At 60.7% G+C, this 20404-nt stretch carries 17 protein-coding genes; 5 read left to right on the top strand and 12 right to left on the bottom strand.

All coding sequences use genetic code 11. The annotated features are described in order from the left end of the window. Window positions 1–137 precede the first annotated feature (137 nt). Complete coding sequence (locus tag GIW04_RS09520; RefSeq protein WP_120247948.1) at window positions 138–1247, top strand: AGE family epimerase/isomerase; 1110 nt, start codon at window positions 138–140, stop codon at window positions 1245–1247. A gap of 109 nt (window positions 1248–1356) precedes the next feature. On the opposite strand, the gene GIW04_RS09515 is transcribed toward GIW04_RS09520, so the two are convergent. The 9 genes from GIW04_RS09515 to amaB form a co-directional block, all read right to left on the bottom strand. Then, a complete protein-coding gene (locus GIW04_RS09515; RefSeq protein ID WP_120247947.1) occupies window positions 1357–2262 on the bottom strand; it encodes a cation diffusion facilitator family transporter in 906 nt (301 codons plus the stop codon). Between the two features lie 64 nt (window positions 2263–2326). Beyond that, window positions 2327–3121: an SDR family oxidoreductase gene (locus GIW04_RS09510; protein ID WP_236301853.1), complete on the bottom strand. Its 795-nt coding sequence runs from the start codon at window positions 3119–3121 to the stop codon at window positions 2327–2329. Window positions 3122–3943: 822 nt separating this feature from the next. Further along, the gene (locus GIW04_RS09505; RefSeq protein ID WP_003188103.1) at window positions 3944–4660 is read right to left on the bottom strand and encodes an ABC transporter ATP-binding protein; all 717 of its coding nucleotides are present in this window, start codon (window positions 4658–4660) and stop codon (window positions 3944–3946) included. Further along, entirely contained in the window at window positions 4657–5532 is an 876-nt protein-coding gene (locus GIW04_RS09500) for an ABC transporter ATP-binding protein (protein WP_003188102.1), read from the bottom strand. Before GIW04_RS09500 ends, GIW04_RS09505 begins: the two co-directional genes overlap by 4 nt. Continuing rightward, on the bottom strand, window positions 5529–6806 hold the full coding sequence (gene livM, locus GIW04_RS09495; protein WP_003188100.1) for a high-affinity branched-chain amino acid ABC transporter permease LivM: 1278 nt from the start codon (window positions 6804–6806) through the stop codon (window positions 5529–5531). Before livM ends, GIW04_RS09500 begins: the two co-directional genes overlap by 4 nt. Before the next feature lie 2 nt (window positions 6807–6808). Then, window positions 6809–7723: an ABC transporter permease subunit gene (locus GIW04_RS09490; RefSeq protein WP_003188099.1), complete on the bottom strand. Its 915-nt coding sequence runs from the start codon at window positions 7721–7723 to the stop codon at window positions 6809–6811. A 220-nt stretch (window positions 7724–7943) separates the two neighbouring features. Beyond that, window positions 7944–9080 (bottom strand): branched-chain amino acid ABC transporter substrate-binding protein, encoded by a 1137-nt coding sequence (locus tag GIW04_RS09485; RefSeq protein ID WP_003188098.1) that lies wholly within the window; start codon window positions 9078–9080, stop codon window positions 7944–7946. A gap of 374 nt (window positions 9081–9454) precedes the next feature. Then, window positions 9455–10738, bottom strand: coding sequence for an L-pipecolate oxidase (gene amaA / locus GIW04_RS09480; RefSeq protein WP_236478968.1), 1284 nt, complete (start codon window positions 10736–10738; stop codon window positions 9455–9457). 144 nt (window positions 10739–10882) lie between these two features. Further along, on the bottom strand, window positions 10883–12373 hold the full coding sequence (gene amaB, locus GIW04_RS09475; RefSeq protein WP_003188096.1) for an L-piperidine-6-carboxylate dehydrogenase: 1491 nt from the start codon (window positions 12371–12373) through the stop codon (window positions 10883–10885). A gap of 154 nt (window positions 12374–12527) precedes the next feature. On the opposite strand from amaB, the gene GIW04_RS09470 reads away from it, so the two are divergent. From GIW04_RS09470 to nadE, 3 genes are all read left to right on the top strand, one after another. Continuing rightward, on the top strand, window positions 12528–13418 hold the full coding sequence (locus tag GIW04_RS09470; RefSeq protein ID WP_120247945.1) for a LysR family transcriptional regulator: 891 nt from the start codon (window positions 12528–12530) through the stop codon (window positions 13416–13418). 207 nt (window positions 13419–13625) lie between these two features. Then, window positions 13626–14840, top strand: a complete 1215-nt coding sequence (gene pncB, locus GIW04_RS09465; protein ID WP_003188094.1) for a nicotinate phosphoribosyltransferase — start codon at window positions 13626–13628, stop codon at window positions 14838–14840. A gap of 3 nt (window positions 14841–14843) precedes the next feature. Next, window positions 14844–15671 carry an ammonia-dependent NAD(+) synthetase gene (gene nadE, locus GIW04_RS09460; protein ID WP_034134766.1) on the top strand — a complete coding sequence of 276 codons (828 nt, stop codon included), beginning with the start codon at window positions 14844–14846 and terminating at the stop codon, window positions 15669–15671. Window positions 15672–15807: 136 nt separating this feature from the next. Here the strand turns inward: nadE and azu are convergent, their stop codons facing one another. Continuing rightward, window positions 15808–16254 carry an azurin gene (gene azu, locus GIW04_RS09455; RefSeq protein WP_034134765.1) on the bottom strand — a complete coding sequence of 149 codons (447 nt, stop codon included), beginning with the start codon at window positions 16252–16254 and terminating at the stop codon, window positions 15808–15810. Window positions 16255–16587: 333 nt separating this feature from the next. Between azu and GIW04_RS09450 the strand changes: the two genes are divergently transcribed. Beyond that, window positions 16588–16770 (top strand): hypothetical protein, encoded by a 183-nt coding sequence (locus GIW04_RS09450; RefSeq protein WP_014716683.1) that lies wholly within the window; start codon window positions 16588–16590, stop codon window positions 16768–16770. Window positions 16771–16901: 131 nt separating this feature from the next. On the opposite strand, the gene GIW04_RS09445 is transcribed toward GIW04_RS09450, so the two are convergent. After that, window positions 16902–17792 carry a transglutaminase family protein gene (locus GIW04_RS09445; protein ID WP_003188089.1) on the bottom strand — a complete coding sequence of 297 codons (891 nt, stop codon included), beginning with the start codon at window positions 17790–17792 and terminating at the stop codon, window positions 16902–16904. Further along, window positions 17792–20278 (bottom strand): circularly permuted type 2 ATP-grasp protein, encoded by a 2487-nt coding sequence (locus GIW04_RS09440; protein ID WP_120247944.1) that lies wholly within the window; start codon window positions 20276–20278, stop codon window positions 17792–17794. The genes GIW04_RS09445 and GIW04_RS09440 overlap by 1 nt, the downstream gene beginning before the upstream one ends. Window positions 20279–20404: the final 126 nt, after the last annotated feature.

Here is a 20404-nt window from a genome sequence, read left to right as displayed (position 1 = left end):
CGTGGGAATGCAGCCTAGGACGCTCTGCGTCCCAAAGCATGACGCAGAGCGTCATAAAATGCATTCCCACGCAGAGCGTGGGAACGATCAGCCTGCTACCATGCGCGCCTACACCCCTGCCGTGACGACGCCAGCCAATGCCCATCGCTTCCCCCTCTTCCCTGACGCCTGTGCTCACGCACTTCCATGACCTGATCGTGCCGCTCTGGCAAGGCCCGGGCTGGAATGCCGACCTGGCATTGCCCTTTGAGGCCCTGGACGCCGATCACCAGCCACTGCCCCCCCAGCGCTATCGCGCCATGGCCTGCGCTCGGCAGTTGTACCTGTTCGCCAGCCTGATCGGCGAACCCGGCGCGGCTTTTGCCGAAGAACGTGCGGCGGCGCTGTTTCGCTCCCTGCAACGGCACTTTCATGATGCCGAACACGGTGGCTGGTTCTACAGCATCGACCCCGCCGGCCAACCGCTGGACAAGCGCAAAGACCTCTACACCCACGCCTTCATTATTTTTGCCTGCGCCCATTACTGGGCCAAGGTGCGTGAGCCGCTGGTAGAGTCGGTGCTCAACGCCGCCCTGGAAGTCGTCGCTCAACGCTTTGCCACCGGCGACGGGTTGTACGAGGCAGTACTGGAGCGCAACTGGGCCTCACTCAACGCAGGCCCCTTGCAAAACCCGTTGATGCACCTGGCCGAAGGTTTCCTGGCCACCCTCGCGGTACGTGAGGACGCCCAGGTACAAGCGGCCCTGCTGGCACTGGCGACGGCCATGCAGCAACGCTTCATCGACCGCGAGCACGGCGTGATGATGGAAAAACCTTTGGGCGCTGTGGATAACTGGTTTGAGCCGGGGCACCAGTTCGAATGGTTCTTTTTGCTCGAATCTTCAGCTGTGCTGCGCGGCACCGCGCTGCATGGCTCGCTGACACGGGCATTTGCCTATGCCGAGCACAAGGGTGTGGATAAGTTAAGCGGCGCGGTCAGCGGCATGCTCGCGCTGGATGGCACGGTGCGCGACGGTACCCAACGGATCTGGGCGCAGGCCGAGTACCTGCGGGCACTGACCTTGCGGCCAGGCAGCGAAGCGGTGCTGTTGCGTCAGTTGCAGGCGTTGCAACAGCGCTTTTTGCATGCAAAGGGTTGGCATGAATGCCTGGATGCCGAGGGTAAGGTGAGCCGGCGGGATATGCCTTCGACTACGCCTTATCATTTGGCGACTTGCTATCAGGGCTTGGTCCAGCATCTGGGCTGACCTGCAAGGCCCCATCGCAGGCAAGCCAGCTCCCACATTTTAATGTGCGAACACTATCAACTGTGGGAGCTGGCTTGCCTGCGATAGCCTCACCTCGGTCTAACAGACTTTAGGCAATCCACTTGCGGTCGCCTGTAAAACTGATCGTCAACCACCGCGCCGCATCCGCCGCCCCCAGCCCTGTGGATATCTCTTCACGCAGCCCATCAAGGGTGGCGACGTTATCCACCGGGTAATCCGCCGGCAGCACCACATGAATCTCGATAAACCGCGCGCGCCCGTGCTTCTGCACATAGGACACGTAGTCGTCGAAACCATGCTTGGCCTGCGCCGCGTCCATCACTTCGCGGACCTTGTCGTCCAAATGATCCGGCGCGATGCCCAATACTTCGCGCAACGCTGGGCGCAAAATCTTGAATGCCGGCGCCAGCATGCTCAGGGCCAGCAGGATCAGGATCAACGGGTCGACGTAGACCGCCCACTCGCCATAGCCCTGTGACTTTAGCAACAGCGCGGCCAGGAAGCTGATCAGCAAACCCACCGACAGCATCGCGTCCACCAGCCAGCTGATGTTGTCGAACTGGATCAATGACGACTTGAGTGTGCGATTGCGGTAGCGCACATAGAAGAAGTACGCGAACTCCACGACGGTAAACACCGCCGCATAAATGATCACCAGCCCCAACTCGATTTCGCGCCCGCCATTGATAATGCCGAACACGCCATTGAGGAACGCGTAGATGGCGATCAACAGCAGGAAACTGCCTTCTATCAGCAGCACCATCGGCTCCAGGTGCCAATAGCCGAACTGGAAGCGATCGTTGCTTTTTTTGGCGATCAGCTTGGCCGTGATCAGCATCAACACCTTGATGGCGGTGGCGATCAGCGAGAAAAAGCCGTCGAACAGAATGGATTGGGCGCCGGATATTACACCCGTGACAATCCCGGCGATCGCGACTGCGAACATCAGGATGGTCGATTGTTTGAGCAGTGCCTGCTCACCTCGGTTACTCACATTGCCTCCTGTCAAAACCTTTAAACCGCTGGGTGCGGTGGGGTTTTCAGGCGGGCAGTGTACCTTATGCCGCATTTTGGCCGATTTGACGCCACTGATCGTTCCCACGCTCAATCGCAAAACCAGCCCAGGTCTGGCTCACTGGCATCAGCTCCAGGCGGTTGATGTTCACGTGCGCCGGGGTGTTCATCACCCAGAAAATCGTATCGGCAATATCCTGCGGCTGGATCGGCTCGGCCCCGGCATAGGTGGCGTCATAACGCGCCTGGTCACCGCCAAAGCGCACCAGGGAGAACTCGCTCTCACACAGGCCCGGCTCGATGTTGGTCACCCGTACGCCCGTGCCTTGCAGGTCGCAGCGCAGGTTCAGCGAGAACTGCTTCACGAACGCCTTGGAACCGCCATACACATGGCTGCCCGGGTACGGGTAGTTACCAGCGATGGAGCCCAGGTTGATAATCCCGGCGCCTCGGCCATGGGCAATCAGCCGCGGCAACAGCAGGTTGGTGGTGGTCAGCAGGCCCTTGATGTTGGTATCGACCATGGTTTCCCAGTCGTCGAGGTCGCACTTGGGTGCAGGGTCAGTGCCCACGGCGAGACCTGCGTTGTTGATCAGGCCACGCAGCGTGGCGAACGACGGCGGCAAGTTGGCGATGGCCTCCTCCATGCCTTTGCGGTCGCGCACATCCACCACCAGGCCATGCACTTCGGTCTGCTTGGAAAGCTCTTCGACCAAGGCATTCAAGCGCTCGGCACGACGACCGGTGAGCACCAGTTTCCAGCCGGCCTCGGCAAAACGACGGGCACAGGCTTCGCCGAAACCTGAAGTGGCGCCAGTGATAAACAGCGTGTCGGACATGGTGTTCTCCTTACGGGCATCGGGAAAAAAACAGCCAGCAGAATGCCCGTACGCCGCCTTTGCGGCAACCGCTGTGCATACACACGCATGCTTGGCTGATCATTTTTTGATCAATCCGATCAAAGCCTTATAAACCGTGGCTTGTAGCCATATGCGCGCAGGTTATCCACAACTGCGCCCACAGTCTTTGGGGGCAAGTGCAAAAGGCTCAAAGCCGCTGTGCACAAGGGTTGCAGGCGGTTTTAGAAAGTTTTTTGCTTGACCTGAGCGAGCACCTATGTAGCCGCCGACAAATGCAGAAAAACACAACGATGGCTCCAGGCCAGTCATTCCGGCCCCTGCGCGCGTCTTTCCAGAGTTTAGTCACAGACTTATCCACAGGCTGCAATGACTTATTTAGTTCATATACCTGTGTCTTTAAACAGGTTGACAAACCCCTGGTGCGCTGGTGAAAAACACGCTGATCAAAAAACAACCAGCACGCTGCAAGCCACGTCGTTAAAGGCTCCCAGCCAGCTACTCCCACGTTACCCACAGCCGGTTCCACAGTGGATGGGGACAAGTCAAAACTGTGACAAAACAGGGATTTGCGGCGGCTATATGTCGCGCTTTTGAGGTCGGCTGGATTTGTTTTCCACAATTTGGTTGAGCGCTTGTGGACATCGCAAAAACAAATGTGGGAACCGGCTTTGGGTGGGAGCTGGCTTGCCTGCGATGCGGCCACCTCGGTATGTCAGCTAAACCGAGGTGATGCTATCGCGGGCAAGCCCGGCTCCCACATAAGGCCCGGTTCCCACAGGGTTGATGCGCCTGGATCTTAGGTTAGTGACCGCCCAGGTAGGCGTTACGCACATCCTCGTTCACCAGCAACTCCTTGCCTGTGCCGGTCAGGCGAATCTCACCATTGACCATCACATACGCGCGGTCCGACAGGCGCAGCGCATGGTTGGCGTTCTGTTCCACCAGGAAGATGGTCATACCGGTGGACGCCAGCTCTCGCAGGGTGGAAAAGATCTGCTTCACCACAATCGGTGCCAACCCCAGGCTTGGCTCATCGAGCAACAACAGCTTGGGCCGGCTCATCAGCGCACGGGCGATGGCAAGCATTTGCTGCTCACCACCGGACATGGTCATCGCCCGCTGGTTGCGCCGCTCCTTGAGCCTGGGGAACAGCTCGAACATGCGTTGCATGTCCTCGCTGGCAAACTTGTCGCCAATGGGGATAGTGCCCATCAGCAGGTTTTCCTCGACGGTCATGTCGGGGAACACCCGCCGCCCTTCCGGCGACTGCGCAATGCCGTTGGAAGCGATGTAGTGGGACGATTTGTGGGTAATGTCGACGCCGTTGTAGAGGATCTGCCCAGACTCGGCCCGAGGCTGACCGAAGATCGACATCAGCAACGTTGATTTACCCGCGCCATTGGAGCCGATCAGGCTGACGGTTTCGCCTTCGTTGATGTGCAGCGAGACTTTTTTCAGAGCCTGGATCGGGCCGTAGAACACGTCCAGGTCCTTCATTTCGAGGATAGGTGCACTCATACCAGTTCCTCTTCATCCGCGCCCAGGTAGGCGGCGATCACTTTGGGGTCGTTGCGGATCGCATCCGGGCCGCCTTCGGCGATCACGTTGCCGTGGTCCAGCACCACAATGTGGTCGGAAATACTCATCACCATGCCCATGTCGTGTTCGATCAGCACCACCGTCAGGTCGTGTTCGTCGCGCAGCAGGCGAATCATCGCGCTGAGGGCTTCGGTTTCCTGAGGGTTGAGGCCCGCTGCCGGTTCGTCCAGGCAGATGATCTGCGGCCGCGTGCACATGGCGCGGGCGATCTCCAGGCGGCGCTGCTGGCCGTAGGAGAGCTCGCCGGCCAGGCGGTTGGCGCAGTCCACCAGGTCGACCACTTCCAGCCAGTAGAACGCGCAATCCAGCGCATCGCTTTCGGCCTTGCGGTAGCCTTTGGTATTGAGGATGCCGGCAAGCATGTTGCGGTTGACCCACATGTGTTGGGCCACCAGCAGGTTTTCCAGCACCGACATTTCCTTGAACAGGCGAATGTTCTGGAAGGTGCGCGCAAGGCCGGCGCGGTTCACCAGGTGGGTGCCGCCGAACATCTTGTAGTACACGCGACTGAGGAAGCTTTTCGGCGAGACAAAGTCAGTGGCCTCAAAGCGCTCCCCCAGCAACTGTATGACGTTGGTTTGCTTGCCCCGCACGTTGAGCTCGATCTTGCCGCCGCTGGCTTTGTAGAAGCCAGTGAGGCAGTTGAACACCGTGGTCTTGCCGGCGCCGTTGGGGCCGATCAGGGCGAAGATCGAGTTGCGTTTGACCTGCAGGCTCACATCACTGAGGGCCTTGATGCCCCCAAAGTGCATCATCAGGTGCTCCACGGAGAGGACGACTTCTTTGCTCATGGCGCTACCCCCTTGCGTGGCGTCACACCGGTACGGCTGATGCGAATCAAGCCACGCGGCCTCCAGATCATCATCACCACCATCAACACGCCAAACAGCAGCACACGGTATTCAGAGAAGCTGCGCAGTAATTCAGGCGCCACGGTCAGCACAAACGCGGCGATCACCACGCCGACCGTCGAGCCCATGCCGCCCAACACCACGATGGCGAGGATCAACGCCGACTCGAAGAAGGTAAACGACGACGGGTTGACGAAGCCCTGGTAGCTGGCAAAAAACACCCCGGCCAAACCGGCGGTGGACGCGCCGATGGTGAAGGCTGAGAGTTTGACCAGCACATGGTTCAGGCCCATGGAACGACAGGCGATTTCATCTTCACGCAAGGCTTCCCAAGCGCGACCGACCGGCATACGCGTGAGGCGATGCTTGATGTACAGCACGGCCAGCACCACCAGAAACAGCACGATGTAGATGAACATGAACTTGATGTTGGGGTTGTAATCGATGCCGAAAAACTCGTGAAACGGAATGCCGCCATCCTTCGCACGCTTGCCGAACTCCAGGCCCAGGAAGGTCGGTGACGGCACGGGCATACCGTTCGGGCCACCGGTGAACGACAGCCAGTTGTTGAGCACCAGGCGAATAATTTCGCCAAAACCCAGGGTCACGATGGCCAGGTAGTCACCGTGCATTCGCAGCACCGGGAAGCCGAGTATGCACCCCGCCAGCGCCGCCGCGATGGCCGCCAGTGGCAGCACGGTCCAGAAGCCCAGGCCCAGGTATTGATAACCCAGCGCCAGGCCGTAGGCACCGATGGCATAGAACGCCACGTAACCCAGGTCGAGTAGGCCCGCCAGGCCCACCACGATGTTCAGGCCCAGGCCGAGCAACACGTAGATAAGCCCCAGGATCACCACGGTGAGCAGGTATTTGTTGGCAAAGATCGGGAACACGATGGCGATCACGATCAACGCCGGGATGATCCAGCGCAGCCGCGACTTGTAGTCCGGTGGCAGCACGTGCACGCCGGAGCCGCTGCTTTCGAACCCTTGAAGGATCTTCACGCCCTTGGGGGTTTGCAGGAACAGGCTCAAGGCAAAGCGCCCGGCCATGACGATGGCGACCAGCACGGCAACCCGCGCAGGTTCCAGGTTGAAGCTGTAGCCGTCGAGCACCACGCCGACAATCGGGCCGAACACGATCAGCGAAATCAGCCCCGCGAGCACCGTATCGACCACGCTTTTCTTGATATCAATGGATTTGGCAGCAGACATGTTTACACCTTCGCCACAAGTGGGCGACCAAGCAGGCCCTGGGGACGGAAAATCAGAATCACCACCAGCAGGGAGAAACTGAACACGTCTTTGTAGTCAGAGTTGATCAACCCCGAGAACAGCGACTCGGAGATACCGAGGATGATCCCACCGAGCATCGCCCCAGGCAGGGAACCGATGCCGCCGAGTACCGCTGCGGTAAACGCCTTGATGCCGATGATGAAGCCGGCATAGAAGTCGAAAGTGCCGTAGTTGAGGGTGATGAGCACGCCGGCCAGGGCGGCCATGGCGGCACCGATGACAAACACGTAGGAGATCACGCGGTCGGTGTTGATGCCCAGGATCGAGGCCATCTTGCGGTCTTGCTGGGTAGCGCGGCACATGCGGCCCAGCTTGGTGTATTTGATGATGTAGGTGAGCAAGGCCATGCCGGCAAAAGCGGCGACCAGGATGAACACTTTGGTGTAGGTCAGTTGCACAAACCCGGTGCCGATATCGACGCGCCAAGCGCCGGCCAGCAGGGTGGGAATGCCTTGTTGCTTGGCGCCCTGGGCGATCTGCGCGTAGTTCTGCAGGATCAGCGAGATACCGATGGCGCTGATCAGCGGAGCCAGTCGGGTGGAGTTACGCAACGGTTTGTAGGCGACACGCTCAATCACCCAACCGTACACGCCAGTGACGACCACGGTGAAGATCAAGGTACCGAGAATGAGCAGCGGGAAGGATTCGATGCCGAAGTAAGCCAGCAGTGCCAGACTGATCGCCGCGAGGTAAGCGGAAATCATATAAACCTCGCCGTGGGCGAAGTTGATCATGCCAATGATGCCATAGACCATTGTGTAGCCGATGGCGATCAGGCCATAGACCGACCCGAGGGTCAGGCCGTTGACCAGTTGCTGCAGGAAAATACCATCCATAACGCAATCTCACGCGGTGAGCACCTGCACACCGGTGGGTGTGCGGCGCTTCTGGAGGAAAAGACAGGTTTGTTGCAATAGAGCAGGCAACCTGGCCCTCTGTGGGAGCTGGCTTGCCTGCGATAGCGGTTTCACATTCAACACAGGTGTTGGTATTGAGGCCGTCATCGCGGGCAAGCCCGGCTCCCACAGAGATCGAGGTGTTCAAGCCGTCGCGTTATTACTTCTGCTTTTCCAACTGATGGTATTTGCCGTCTTTGTCCCACTGGTAAACCACGTAGTCAGAGACTTTCAGATCGCCCTTGGCATCCCAGGCTTTTTCGCCCATGACGGTTTTAACCGGGTTAGCCTTCAACCACTTGGCCGCGTCTTCGCCCTTGTTGGACTTGGCACCGTTGAAGCCGGCGGCCAGGGCCTGGATCGAGGCGTAGGCGTAGAGGGTGTAGCCTTCTGGCTCGGTGCCGTTTTTGCGGAACTCTTCCACCACGGTCTTGCTGTCTGGCAGCAGGCGCGGGTCGGCGCCGAAGGTCATGTACACGCCATCGACGTACTGCGCACCACCTGCGGTGGACACCAGTTCGTCGGTGACCACGCCGTCATCGGACATGAACTTGACGTCTTTGAGGCCCGCTTCACGGATCTGGCGTACCAATGGGCCGGCTTCCGGATGCAGGCCGCCGAAGTACACGACGTCGGCGCCCAGGGAACGGATTTTGGTGACCAGGGCGCTGAAGTCTTTCTCGCCACGGGTCAGGCCCTCTTCCAGCACCGGCTTGACGCCGCGCTTGGTCAACTGCGCAGCGGTGGCGTCGGCCAGGCCTTTGCCGTAGGTGTCCTTGTCGTTGATCACCGCGACTTTCTTGCCCTTGAGCACGTCGACGATGTAGTCGCCGGCCACGATGCCTTGCTGGTCGTCACGCCCGCACATACGGAACATGGCGCCCAGGCCGCGTTCGGTCACTTGTGGGTTGGTGGAGCCTGGGGTGATGGCGATGATGCCTGCTTCGTCGTAAACCTCCGACGCCGGGATGGTGTTGGATGAGCAGAAGTGCCCGACCACACCGATCACTTTGTCCTGGTCGGCCAGGCGGTTGGCCACGGCCACGGCCTGCTTGGGTTCACAGGCGTCATCGCCCGCCACCAGCTTGATCTGCTCGCCGTTGATGCCGCCGGCCTTGTTGATAACGTCGGCTGCCGCCTGGGCACCCTTCATGTACTGCTCACCGAAAGCGGCGTTGGCACCCGTCATCGGGCCCGCCACACCAATTTTCACATCAGCTTGAACAAACGTAGAAACACCCAGCGCCGCAGCAACGGCGAGGGCCAGAAAACCTTTCTTGTAAAACGTCTGGGACATGAGTGGTGCTCCGATATTTTTGATTTTTGGCACGACAACTTGCATTCAAACCTTTCACTGAAAGCTCAGAGCAAGCCGCGTGCCATTACGTTTTTATTCTTCAAAAAGACACGGTGTCATTGTTATTACAGGCGTTTCGACGCCTTTTGCCAGGACGTGCAACCGTCTAGCGTCTCCAGGTGCAACCAACACTGCAAAAAAGTACAACCCTGGCAGGTCGCACCTGCAACCACAGGCATAAACGACAGTTCCTACAGCTGTAACAACGTGCGTAACGGAACTGCACATTTACAGTGCGTGATTGCTACGACTTGCACCAATACAGATGGGTAGCCTGCTAAGAAAATGCAGGCTTCTGAGGGGTATTTCGCTGATCAGATCACGATCCTCAGGCATTGCCCGGCGTGATAGAGCGAGAAGCCGGCTTCATACAGGCAACTGCGCAGGCCTACCCCGGCCAGGGGCTGCATAGGGGCAAAGGGGATCGGCAAGGCTTGGGGATCCTGGTGACACAGGTAGTCGGCAAACGCCTTGCCCACCACGCTGCCGGTGGTCACCCCGCGCCCGTTATAACCGGTAACCGCCACCAGGCCGGGGGCCGGTTCGAACAGGCGCATCAAGTGGTCAGGGGTGAACGCGATGCAGCCGGTCCAGGTGTATTCCCATTGCACCGGTTTGAGGTACGGGAAGTAGTGTTGCTGCACCCGATCGGCCCATGCCTTGAGGAACCACGCCGGCTTCTGGTTGCCGTTACCCCGGCTGCCCAGCAACAGGCGCCCGTCGGCATCGCGGCGAATACTGCTCAGGACCTGGCGCGTGTCCCCCGAACCCTGGCCGCCGGGGAGGATCTGTTTGGCCGCGTCATCGGTCAGCGGCGCCGACGCCACCTGGTAGTAATAGCCGGGGAAGAAGTTACGCCGCAGTTCAGTCCATTCGCCTTCGGTGTAGGCGTTGGAGGCGATCACCACCTGCGCGGCCTGCACCGCGCCCTCGGCAGTCTGCACCGACCAATCGGCGCCTTGGCGCTCAAGCTGGGTGACCGGCGAATGATCGAACAATTGCCCGCCCAGCCCCACGGCGGCATTCGCCAACCCCGTGGTATAGGCCATGGGGTTCAAGGTGCCGGCGCGCCGATCCAGCAATGCGGCGGCGATTTTGCGGGTACCGGTGGCGTGCTCGCAGGCCTGGCCGGTGAGTAACTCAACCGGTGCGCCACGGCGCTTCCACTGCTGCTCACGGCTGCGCAAGTCCGCCTCGCCACGGGCGTTGTGCGCCATGTGCAAGGTGCCTTCACGGCGCAATTGGCAGTCGATGTTGTACTTGTCGATCAGGCTGAACACCAGGGACGGCGCCGCACCCAACATGCGGTTGAGCTGGCTGCCCACCGCTGTGCCGAAACCGGCCTCGATCTCGTCCGGTGGAATCCACAGGCCGGCGTTGACCAGCCCTACGTTGCGCCCCGAGCCGCCGTGACCGGTGCGATGGGCCTCCAGTACGACGACGCTTTTACCCTGTTCCAGCAAATGAATGGCCGCCGACAAACCGGTGATGCCGGCGCCGATCACGCACACATCCACCTTGACCGCGCCCTTGAGCGCGGCTCGGTCGGGACGGCCTGGGGTGAGGTGTTCCCATAAACATGTTTCGCGCAGTGCCATTGCCAGACTCCGGGATGAATTCACCACCGCTCGTTCCCACGCTCTGCGTGGGAATGTAGCCTTGGACGCTCCGCGTCCGCATTGTCGTGACGCGGAGCGTCACAGAATGCGTTCCCACGCAGAGCGTGGGAACGATCAGTCTGGTCAGTCGAACGTGATGCCTTGGGCCAACGGCAGTTCCAGCGAGTAGTTCACGGTATTGGTCTGCCTGCGCATATACCCGCGCCACGCATCCGAGCCCGATTCACGCCCGCCGCCGGTCTCTTTTTCACCCCCGAACGCGCCACCGATCTCTGCACCGCTCGGGCCGATGTTGACGTTGGCGATGCCACAGTCGCTGCCCACCGCCGACATGAACTGCTCGGCCTCACGCACGTCGGTGGTGAAGATGCAGGACGACAAGCCTTGCGGCACGGCGTTGTTCAGGCGCAGGGCTTCGGCGAAGTCGGTGTAGCCGACCACGTAAAGAATCGGCGCGAAGGTTTCGCTGCACACCACGTCGCTTTGCTCGGGCATTTCCACGATGGCCGGCGATACGTAATAGGCGTTGGGGAATGTGTCTTGCAGTTGGCGCTTGCCGCCGAACACCTTGCCGCCTTCGCTCAAGGCTTGCTCAAGGGCGTCCTGCATGTTGTCGAAGCTGTGCTTGTCGATCAGCGGGCCGATCAGGTTGCCTTCCAGCGGGTGGCCGATGCGCACCTTGGAATAGGCGGCCTTGAGGCGGGTGACGATTTCTTCCTTGACCGACTCATGGGCGATCAGCCGGCGCAGGGTGGTGCAGCGTTGGCCGGCGGTGCCCACTGCGCTGAACAGGATGGCGCGTACGGCCATGTCCAGGTCGGCGCTTGGGCCGAGGATCATCGCGTTGTTGCCGCCCAGCTCAAGAATGCTGCGGGCGAAACGCGCGGCGACTTTGGGTGCCACTTCACGGCCCATGCGCGTGCTGCCGGTGGCGCTGATCAGGGCGACGCGCGGGTCATCCACCAGCGCAGCGCCGGCGTCGCGGCCGCCAATGATCACTTGGCTGAGATACTCAGGGGCACCGTCGAATTTTTTCAGTACGCGCTCGAACAAGGCCTGACAGGCCAGTGCGGTGAGCGGGGTCTTTTCCGACGGTTTCCAGATCACAGCGTTGCCGCACACCAAGGCCAGCGCAGTGTTCCACGCCCACACGGCCACCGGGAAGTTGAAGGCGCTGATCACGCCGACCACGCCCAGCGGGTGCCAGGTTTCGCGCATATGGTGGCCTGGGCGCTCGGAGGCGATGGTCAAGCCGTACAGCTGACGCGACAGGCCCACGGCGAAGTCGCAGATGTCGATCATTTCCTGCACTTCACCCAAGCCTTCCTGGGTGATTTTGCCGGCCTCCCAGGAAACGAGTTCACCCAGGTCGGCCTTGTATTCGCGCAATACGTCGCCGAACTGGCGCACCAGCTCGCCACGTCGCGGTGCCGGCACCTTGCGCCAGGCCTCGAATGCATGCTCGGCGCGACTGACCTGTTGCTCCACCTCGGCGGCGCCTTCCCAATGGACACTGCCGATACGGCTGCCATCAATCGGTGAATGCACGGGTTGTTTCCCGGCCTGGTACAGCGCCGGGTTTACCCCGAGACGATCAAGCAATGCGGCAACCATGGGTCACTCCTTCAAATCTGCATACAAAAATTCGCGCCGCAATACGCACGGCGATCCTGGCCCTATTTGTAGCTGGCCCAAGACTTGCCAACAAACGACGATTAGGCGAGATATCATTCCCTTTATTCATGCAAAGAATAAAAAGAGGCATGCCGTGCTGAACAAAAGACATTTGCCCTCGATCACCGCCCTGCAGTGTTTCGAAGCGGCCACCCGCCACCTGAGCTTCACCCGCGCCGCCGAGGAACTGAACCTCACCCAAAGCGCGGTGAGCAAACAGGTGGCGCAGTTGGAAGAACTGTTGCAACACCTGCTGTTTCGCCGCGTGCGCCGGCGCTTGCAGATGACCCCGGCGGGCGACCTGTACCTGGTGGAAGTGCGCAAGATCCTCACCCAGGTGGAAATGTCCACCCACTACCTGCGCTCCTACGGCGGCGAAACCGAAGTGCTGCGCGTGTCCACGCCCTACACCTTCGGAGCACGCTGGCTGGTGCCGCGCCTCAAAGGCTGGCGTTTGCGCCACCCGCAGATCCACCTGGACCTGTGCAACGAACAGGACCCGGACGAGTTACTGCAAGGCAAGGCCGACATGGCGTTCTATTTCGGCCAGGGCGCACGTCCCGGCACCGAGAGCCTGAAACTGTTCAGTGAAGAGCTGGTACCGGTGTGTTCGCCCGACAGCCTGCCCGCCCAGCCTTTCACCGACCCCACGCAACTGAGCGACCTGGTGCTACTGCAAAACGCCTCGCGGCCTCAGGGCTGGCATGACTGGTTCGCCAGCCAGGGCTTTCATACCGAGCACAGTTACCACGGGCCGCGGTTCGACACGTTCTACATGTGCATCCGTGCGGCGCAGGTGGGGTGCGGCGTGGCGCTGTTGCCGCGCTTTCTGGTGGAGGAGGAATTGGCCGAGGGCAAGCTGGTGATTCCCTGGCAGCATGGGATGCCCAGCCAGGATGCTTATTACCTGGCGTATCCTGAGCATTCGGCGGAGGTGCCCAAGGTGCGCGAATTTGTGAAGTGGATGATGGAGCAAGTGCTTTAGCGCCTGGAGAATCGCCATCGCAGGCAAGCCAGCTCCCACCGTTTGGAACGCATTTCAAAGGTGGGAGCTGGCTTGCCTGCGATGGCGCCAGTGGCCTTACTGAAAAAATCACTGGCAATCCCCCACAGGTCTATGCGCCACTAACCCCCTTCCTCAATTGCGCGTAAAGGCCGGCCTCCATCGCCGACCCGTCTGGAGATTCCCGTTATGAGCGAGAGTGTGTTTGCCGATCGCATCGTGCAGAACCTGCTCGACACCGACTTCTACAAGCTGACCATGATGCAGGCGGTGCTGCACAACTACCCGAACGTGGAAGTTGAATGGGAGTTTCGTTGCCGTAACAGTGAAGACCTGCGTCCTTACCTGGCGGAGATCCGTTACCAGATCGAGCGCCTCGCCGAGCTGAGCCTGAGCCCCGATCAACTGGGGTTCCTGGAACGCATCAGCTTTATGAAGCCGGATTTTCTGCGCTTCCTCGGGCTGTTTCGCTTCAACCTGCGGTATGTGCAAACCGGCATCGAGAACGGCGAGTTGTTTATCCGCCTGCGCGGACCGTGGCTGCATGTGATCCTGTTTGAAGTGCCGATGCTGGCCATCGTCAGCGAGGTGCGTAACCGCTACCGCTACCAGACCGTGATCCTTGAACAGGCCCGCGAGCAGCTGTATCGCAAGTTCGACTGGCTGACCGCCAATGCCAGCAGCGATGAGCTGTCGGAGCTGCAAGTGGCGGATTTCGGCACGCGCCGGCGCTTTTCCTACCGGGTGCAAGAGGAAGTGGTCAGCGTGCTCAAGCACGATTTCCCTGGGCGCTTTGTCGGCACCAGCAACGTGCACTTGGCGCGCGAATTCGATATGAAGCCGCTGGGCACCATGGCCCATGAGTGGATCATGGCCCACCAGCAACTCGGCCCGCGCCTGATCGACAGCCAGATCGCCGCCCTTGATTGTTGGGTGCGCGAGTACCGTGGCCTGCTGGGTATCGCCCTCACCGATTGCATCACCACCGACGCGTTCCTGGGCGACTTCGACTTGTACTTCGCCAAGCTGTTCGACGGCCTGCGCCATGACTCCGGCGATCCAATCCAGTGGGCGGAAAAAGCCATCGCTCACTACCACAAGCTGGGCATCGAACCGATGAGCAAGACCCTGGTGTTCTCCGACAGTCTGACATTGCCCAAGGCGTTGGAAATATTCCGCGCATTGCGTGGTCGCATTAATGTGAGCTTTGGCATCGGCACCAACCTGACCTGTGATATTCCAGGGGTGGAACCGATGAGCATCGTGCTTAAAATGACCGCCTGCAATGGCCAGCCCGTCGCGAAGATCTCCGATGAAGCGGGCAAGACCCATTGCACCGACCCGAATTTTGTCGCCTATTTGCGTCACGTTTTCAAAGTACCTGCCCTATCCAGCAAGGAGTGAATCATGCAAGCCGTACAGCGTGAGATTGCGCAACAGCTCAAGGTGCAAGCCCCGTTCAAAGACCAGGCCGCCCTCGAAGCCGAAGTTGCCCGGCGCGTGGCCTTTATCCAGGACTGCCTGCGCAATTCCGGGCTCAAGACCCTGGTGCTCGGCATCAGTGGCGGTGTCGATTCCCTGACCGCAGGCCTCTTGGCCCAACGTGCGATGCAGGAACTGCGCGCCAGCACCGGTGATGAGGCGTACCGTTTTATCGCCGTGCGCCTGCCCTACGAAACCCAGTTCGACGAACACGACGCCCAGGCTTGCGTGGACTTTATCGAGCCGGACGAACGCCACACCGTGAACATCGGCCCGGCAGTAAAAGCCCTGGCCAATGAAGTGGCCGCCTTTGAAGGCAAGGCCGCGGCGTCCCGTGACTTCGTGCTGGGCAATACCAAGGCGCGCATGCGCATGGTGGCCCAGTACACCATCGCCGGCGCGGCGGGCGGCCTGGTGATCGGCACCGACCATGCGGCAGAAGCGGTGATGGGCTTTTTCACCAAGTTCGGTGACGGGGCCTGTGACCTGGCGCCGTTGAGCGGGCTGGTGAAGCATCAGGTGCGGGCCATCGCCCGTCACTTTGGCGCGCCGGAATCGCTGGTGGAGAAGGTGCCGACCGCTGACCTGGAAGACCTGTCGCCGGGCAAGCCGGACGAGGCGTCACATGGGGTGACCTATGCCGAGATCGATGCGTTCCTGCAGGGTGAGCCGGTGCGTGAAGAGGCGTTCAAGATTATCTGCGATACCTATCGCAAGACTGAGCACAAGCGGGTGATGCCGTTTGCGCCTTGAGGTGAACCTGATCGTTTTACATTGATTGTCAGATCACCATCGCAGGCAAGCCAGCTCCCACACTTGACCGGATTCCAACATGGGAATGCGGTCGAATGTGGGAGCTGGCTTGCCTGCGATGAACGATAACGCGGTCTTACTTCAGAACCACAGCACCTTTCATCATCGAGATGTGGCCTGGGAACGAGCAGAAGAAGCTGTATTTCTCATCGGCCTTCAGCTTGGAGACGTCGAAGGTCACCGAGTCTTTCTCGCCAGCACCGATGATCTTGGTGTGGGCGATGATGCGCTCATCACCGGCTTTCAGGTAATCCTTGTCGATCCCCGCAGCCATACCGTCGGTTGCCACCGGTTGCATATTGGCGTCGGTGGTCAGCACCCAGTTATGCCCCATCACGTTTTTCGGCAGGTTGCCCGAGTGAGTCAGCTCAACGGTGAACTGCTTGCAGCTCTTGTCGATGGTGATTTCTTTGGTGTTGAAAGACATCTGGTCAGTGGAGTCGACAGTGACCTTGCACTCTGCAGCAAGCAACTGGCCGCTCGCCAGAGTCAGCAGGGAAACAGCAACGAGTTTGGCAAACATGTGAATCTCCAAGGCAGGGTTTTAAAAACGCGGATTGCGGTAAGGGTGCCTCAATCAGGCTTGAGTTCTTATGATCTGAATCAACAGATTGTATACAACTTTAGGCTATCAGCTTCATCAACACAATCAACCAGCCAAACTGCCGCACCCTGATTATGATCGGCCCATCACTCACGGGAGTTCATGCCATGCACCTTCATCACCTGTTCAACGGGCTTCTGGCTGCCTACGCCTGCGGTAAGTGAAAGCAAAGGGCACCCTGAAGCTGCTACCATGACGACCCGAGGCAGCTGCGCGCCGCCCACCCTCACCTTCGACCCTAGAGGATCGCCCATGGCCAAACCTAATTACTCCTTCGCCAAACGTCAGAGAGACTTGGCCAAGGAACAGAAGAAAGAGGAAAAGCTGCAACGCAAGAAAGCCGCTGCAGAGGAAGAAGCCGGCGCGCTGAACCCGGATGCCGAAGGTGAAGCGGCAACTGACGAGACCGAAACCCCGAAAGACCCAGCTGAATGATCGTTCCCACGCTCCGCGTGGGAATGCAGCCCCGGACGCTCCGCGTCCCGCACCAGGCTTGAAGCCAGCGCAAGGGTGACGCAGAGCGTCACAGCAGGCATTCCCACGCAGAGCGTGGGAATGATCGTTTTTCATTCCAGCGGCATCACCGTCACCCGCACCTCCGGGTCGTGGCTGCCTCCCCCCAGAATCACCCCCCGCAACGGCGACACATCGGAAAAGTCCCGGCCCCAGGCCAGGGTGATGTGCTCCAGCGCCGGCTGCACATTGTTGGTCGGGTCAAAATCCACCCAGCCTGATACCGGGCAAAACACCGAGACCCACGCATGGGACGCATCCGCGCCAATCAGCCGTGGTTGGCCGGGCGGTGGCTGGGTGAGCAGGTAGCCGCTGATATAGCGCGCCGCCAGGCCACGGGAACGCAGGCAGGCAAGCATCAGGTGAGCGAAGTCCTGGCACACGCCGCGACGGCGCTCCAGCACTTCCACCAGCGGTGTGGCGACCTGGGTGGCTTCGGCATCGAAGGTAAATTCGCTGAAGATCTTCTCCATCAATGCCTGCGTGCCCAGCAGTAAAGGCTCGCCGGGCGGGAAGCAGCTTTCGGAGAACTCGACGAAGGTTTTCTTCAGATGCACATAGGGCGACTCGAAGCGATAGCGGCAGGCTTCGATCAGCTCGGCGCTCAGGGGCTGGCTGCTGTAGGTCAGGCTGTCACGGGTGTGGTCCCAGGGCGGCGAGCGCTGGAAGTCCAGAGCGGGCCGCGCCAGCACTTCCACGGTGAGCCCGGCGTTCACCAGCAATTCATCATGGGGCCGTTCGAACGCCAAGCGAGTGATCGGGTTGCCGAACACGTCCAGTTCATCGCGGCGCGAGGTGGGTTCCGGGCTGATATCCAACTGCTGCCAGGTGCACTTCTGCCAGGCGCACGGCCTTGGCCAGAGGTGCGCCAGTTGCTGGGCCAGGGACACCGGGCTGTCGTAGTGGTAATGGGTATCGTGGAAAATCTGGTAGCGCGCGCTCATTACACCGACACCGTTTGTTGGCTGACATCATCCACGTGGGCAAAATGGCGCAGCGCCAGGCGATCCGATACCTGCCCGCTTTCATCGGCCACCGCTTGCAGCAAGTCGGCCAGACCATCCAGGGCGGCACGCACGCTGGTTTCGCCAAACAGGCCGTTCTCCAGGCAGCCCAGGTCAAAGCGCGCCAGGCGCTCGACCAAAGGCGCCAGCCCGGTTTCACGGGGCACGCCAAAATCATCATTGAGACGGCGCAGGGTGCGGCTCACCAACTTGAGCTGGAACAGCACCGCATGGGGGTTCTGCTCGTCGAGCAGCAGCAGGTCGAGCACCGGGATCAACTGCGGCACTGCCAGGTAGCGCGAGCGGTAGGTGATGCTGCTGTTGCCCAGCTCCAGCAACCATTCCAGCCCGGCCTGATCGAATACCGCCACGCCGCGCAGGAACGCCGCAAGGCTGCTGCTCAGAAATTGCAGACGCTCGATACGCCGGCCCATCATCAAGAAGCGCCAGCCTTCATCGCGGGTCATGTCGTCCAGGGCAAACCCCGACAGCGCCGCCAGGGACATCACTAAGCGGTTGAGAAAGTCGAGCAGCTCGCCAAAGTCCGCAGCGTCGCTTTCCAGCTCAATGGCTTCGCGTTGCAACTCCACCAGGGCCTGCCAGTTTTCCCGGGACAACTTACCGCGCACCTGGGACGCCGCCCACTGCAAGCGCTGCAAATTGGCGCGCAGGCTTGAAGGCCAGTCATCAGCCAGCAAGGCCGCGAGCAGACGCTCCGGCAACTCGCCCTCCTCCGGCAACAGGCGCAGGCTTTCGCCGAGTTCGACGGCGGCCTGCAGCGCCAGCGGATCATCGCCATCGACATACCGCGCCAGTACGATACGCAGCCAGCGCGCACTGTCGTCGCAGCGCTCGCAGTAACGACCGAACCAGAACAGGTTTTCCACCACGCGCGAGGGCAGATAGGGATCGCGGCGCACCAGGTCATAGGCGCCAATGGTGCGTTGGGCGCGCCACTGCTCGCCACCCGGCGCGCGTTCGCCGAGCACCCAGGTGTCCTTGCTCGCCCCGCCGCGCTGCATCGACACCACTTCGGCATCAGCGTCGGCCGCCACGCGGGTCAGGCCGCCGGGCAGCACCCGATAACCGTCATCACTGGCCACGGCGTAGACACGCATGCCGATGGCGCGGTGTTGCAGGTGGTCATCCACGGTGTGCCAGACCGGCGCCTGAGACAACTGCGCCAACTCTTGGGCGACATAGGCATAGGGCCGCGCACGCATGCGTTCGGCCAGGGCCTGGCGCTGTTCGTCATCAAGGTCGCGACCAAACACCGGGGCGAAACTTTGCGAGGGAAATGCCGGCTTGATCAGCAGCTCCGGGAGTTTTTCCAAGGCCTCGGCAAGCACCGGCGCTTCGCCGCACCACCAGGTGGCAATCGACGGCAGGATCAAGGCTTCACCGAATAAAAATTCGTTGATCTTGGGCAAAAAGCCCAGCAACCCCGGGGACTCCAGCACACCACTGCCCAAGGCATTGGCCACCAGCACATTGCCTTGGCGCACGGCGTCCAGCAGGCCCGGCACGCCGAGCGCCGAGTCGGTGCGCAGCTCCAGCGGGTCGCAGAAATCATCATCAAGGCGACGCATGATCGCGTGTACCCGGCGCAGGCCGCTGAGGGTTTTCAGGAACACGGTGCTGTCGCGCACGGTGAGGTCGCCGCCCTCGACCAAGGGGTAGCCGAGCTGGCGCGCCAGGTACAGGTGTTCGAAATAGCTTTCGTTGAAACGCCCCGGCGTGAGCAACACGATCAGTGGCGGCTGGTCATCGCCAGGGGCCTGGCGCGCCAGGGTTTCCTGCAACGTGCGAAAGAACCCGGTGAGGTGCTGCACCTGCATATCCCGGTAAAGGTCCGGGAAGGCGCGGGACACGATGGTGCGGTTTTCCAGGGCGTAGCCGGCGCCCGACGGGGCTTGGGTGCGGTCGGCGGTGACCCACCAGCGGCCATCCGGGGTACGCGCCAGGTCGACCGCGTACAGATGCAGGAACGCACCGTCGGGCGGCTGGATACCCTGGCACGGCCACAGAAAATTGTTATGCCCGAACACCAGTTCGGCCGGCAGCAAGCCTTCTTTGATCAGGCGCTGCGGGCCATACAGGTCGGCCAGCACCGCATTGAGCAGGCGCGCACGCTGGGCGATGCCGGCCGACAGTTGCTGCCATTCCTCGGCGGCCAGCACATGGGGCAACAGGTCCAGCTCCCAGGGGCGATCGGCACCCTTGGGGTCGGCGTAGACGTTGTAAGTCACGCCGTTTTCCTGGATCTGGCGCGTCAGCAACGCCTGGCGCTGGGCCAGTTGTGCGGGCGTGCTGCGTTGCAGGTGATCGAACAAGCGCCGCCAATGGGCACGCACCGCGCCGCTGGCGTCCAGCAGTTCGTGATAGGTGCCCGCGGTCAGCGGGTAACGGTCGAGCAAGTCGGACATGGAACGCTCGGCAGAGGCAAGGGAAGTCAGGTTAACTCAAATTCACTGCGATCCATGTGGGAGCTGGCTTGCCTGCGATAGCGGTGTATCAGTCACCAGAATTATCGACTGAACCACCGCTATCGC

This window comes from Pseudomonas sp. PA-4-8C (assembly GCF_021606625.1).
In the GTDB taxonomy this organism is placed as follows: Bacteria; Pseudomonadota; Gammaproteobacteria; order Pseudomonadales; family Pseudomonadaceae; genus Aquipseudomonas; species Aquipseudomonas lactis.
This window is presented reverse-complemented; position numbering and strand designations above follow the sequence as displayed.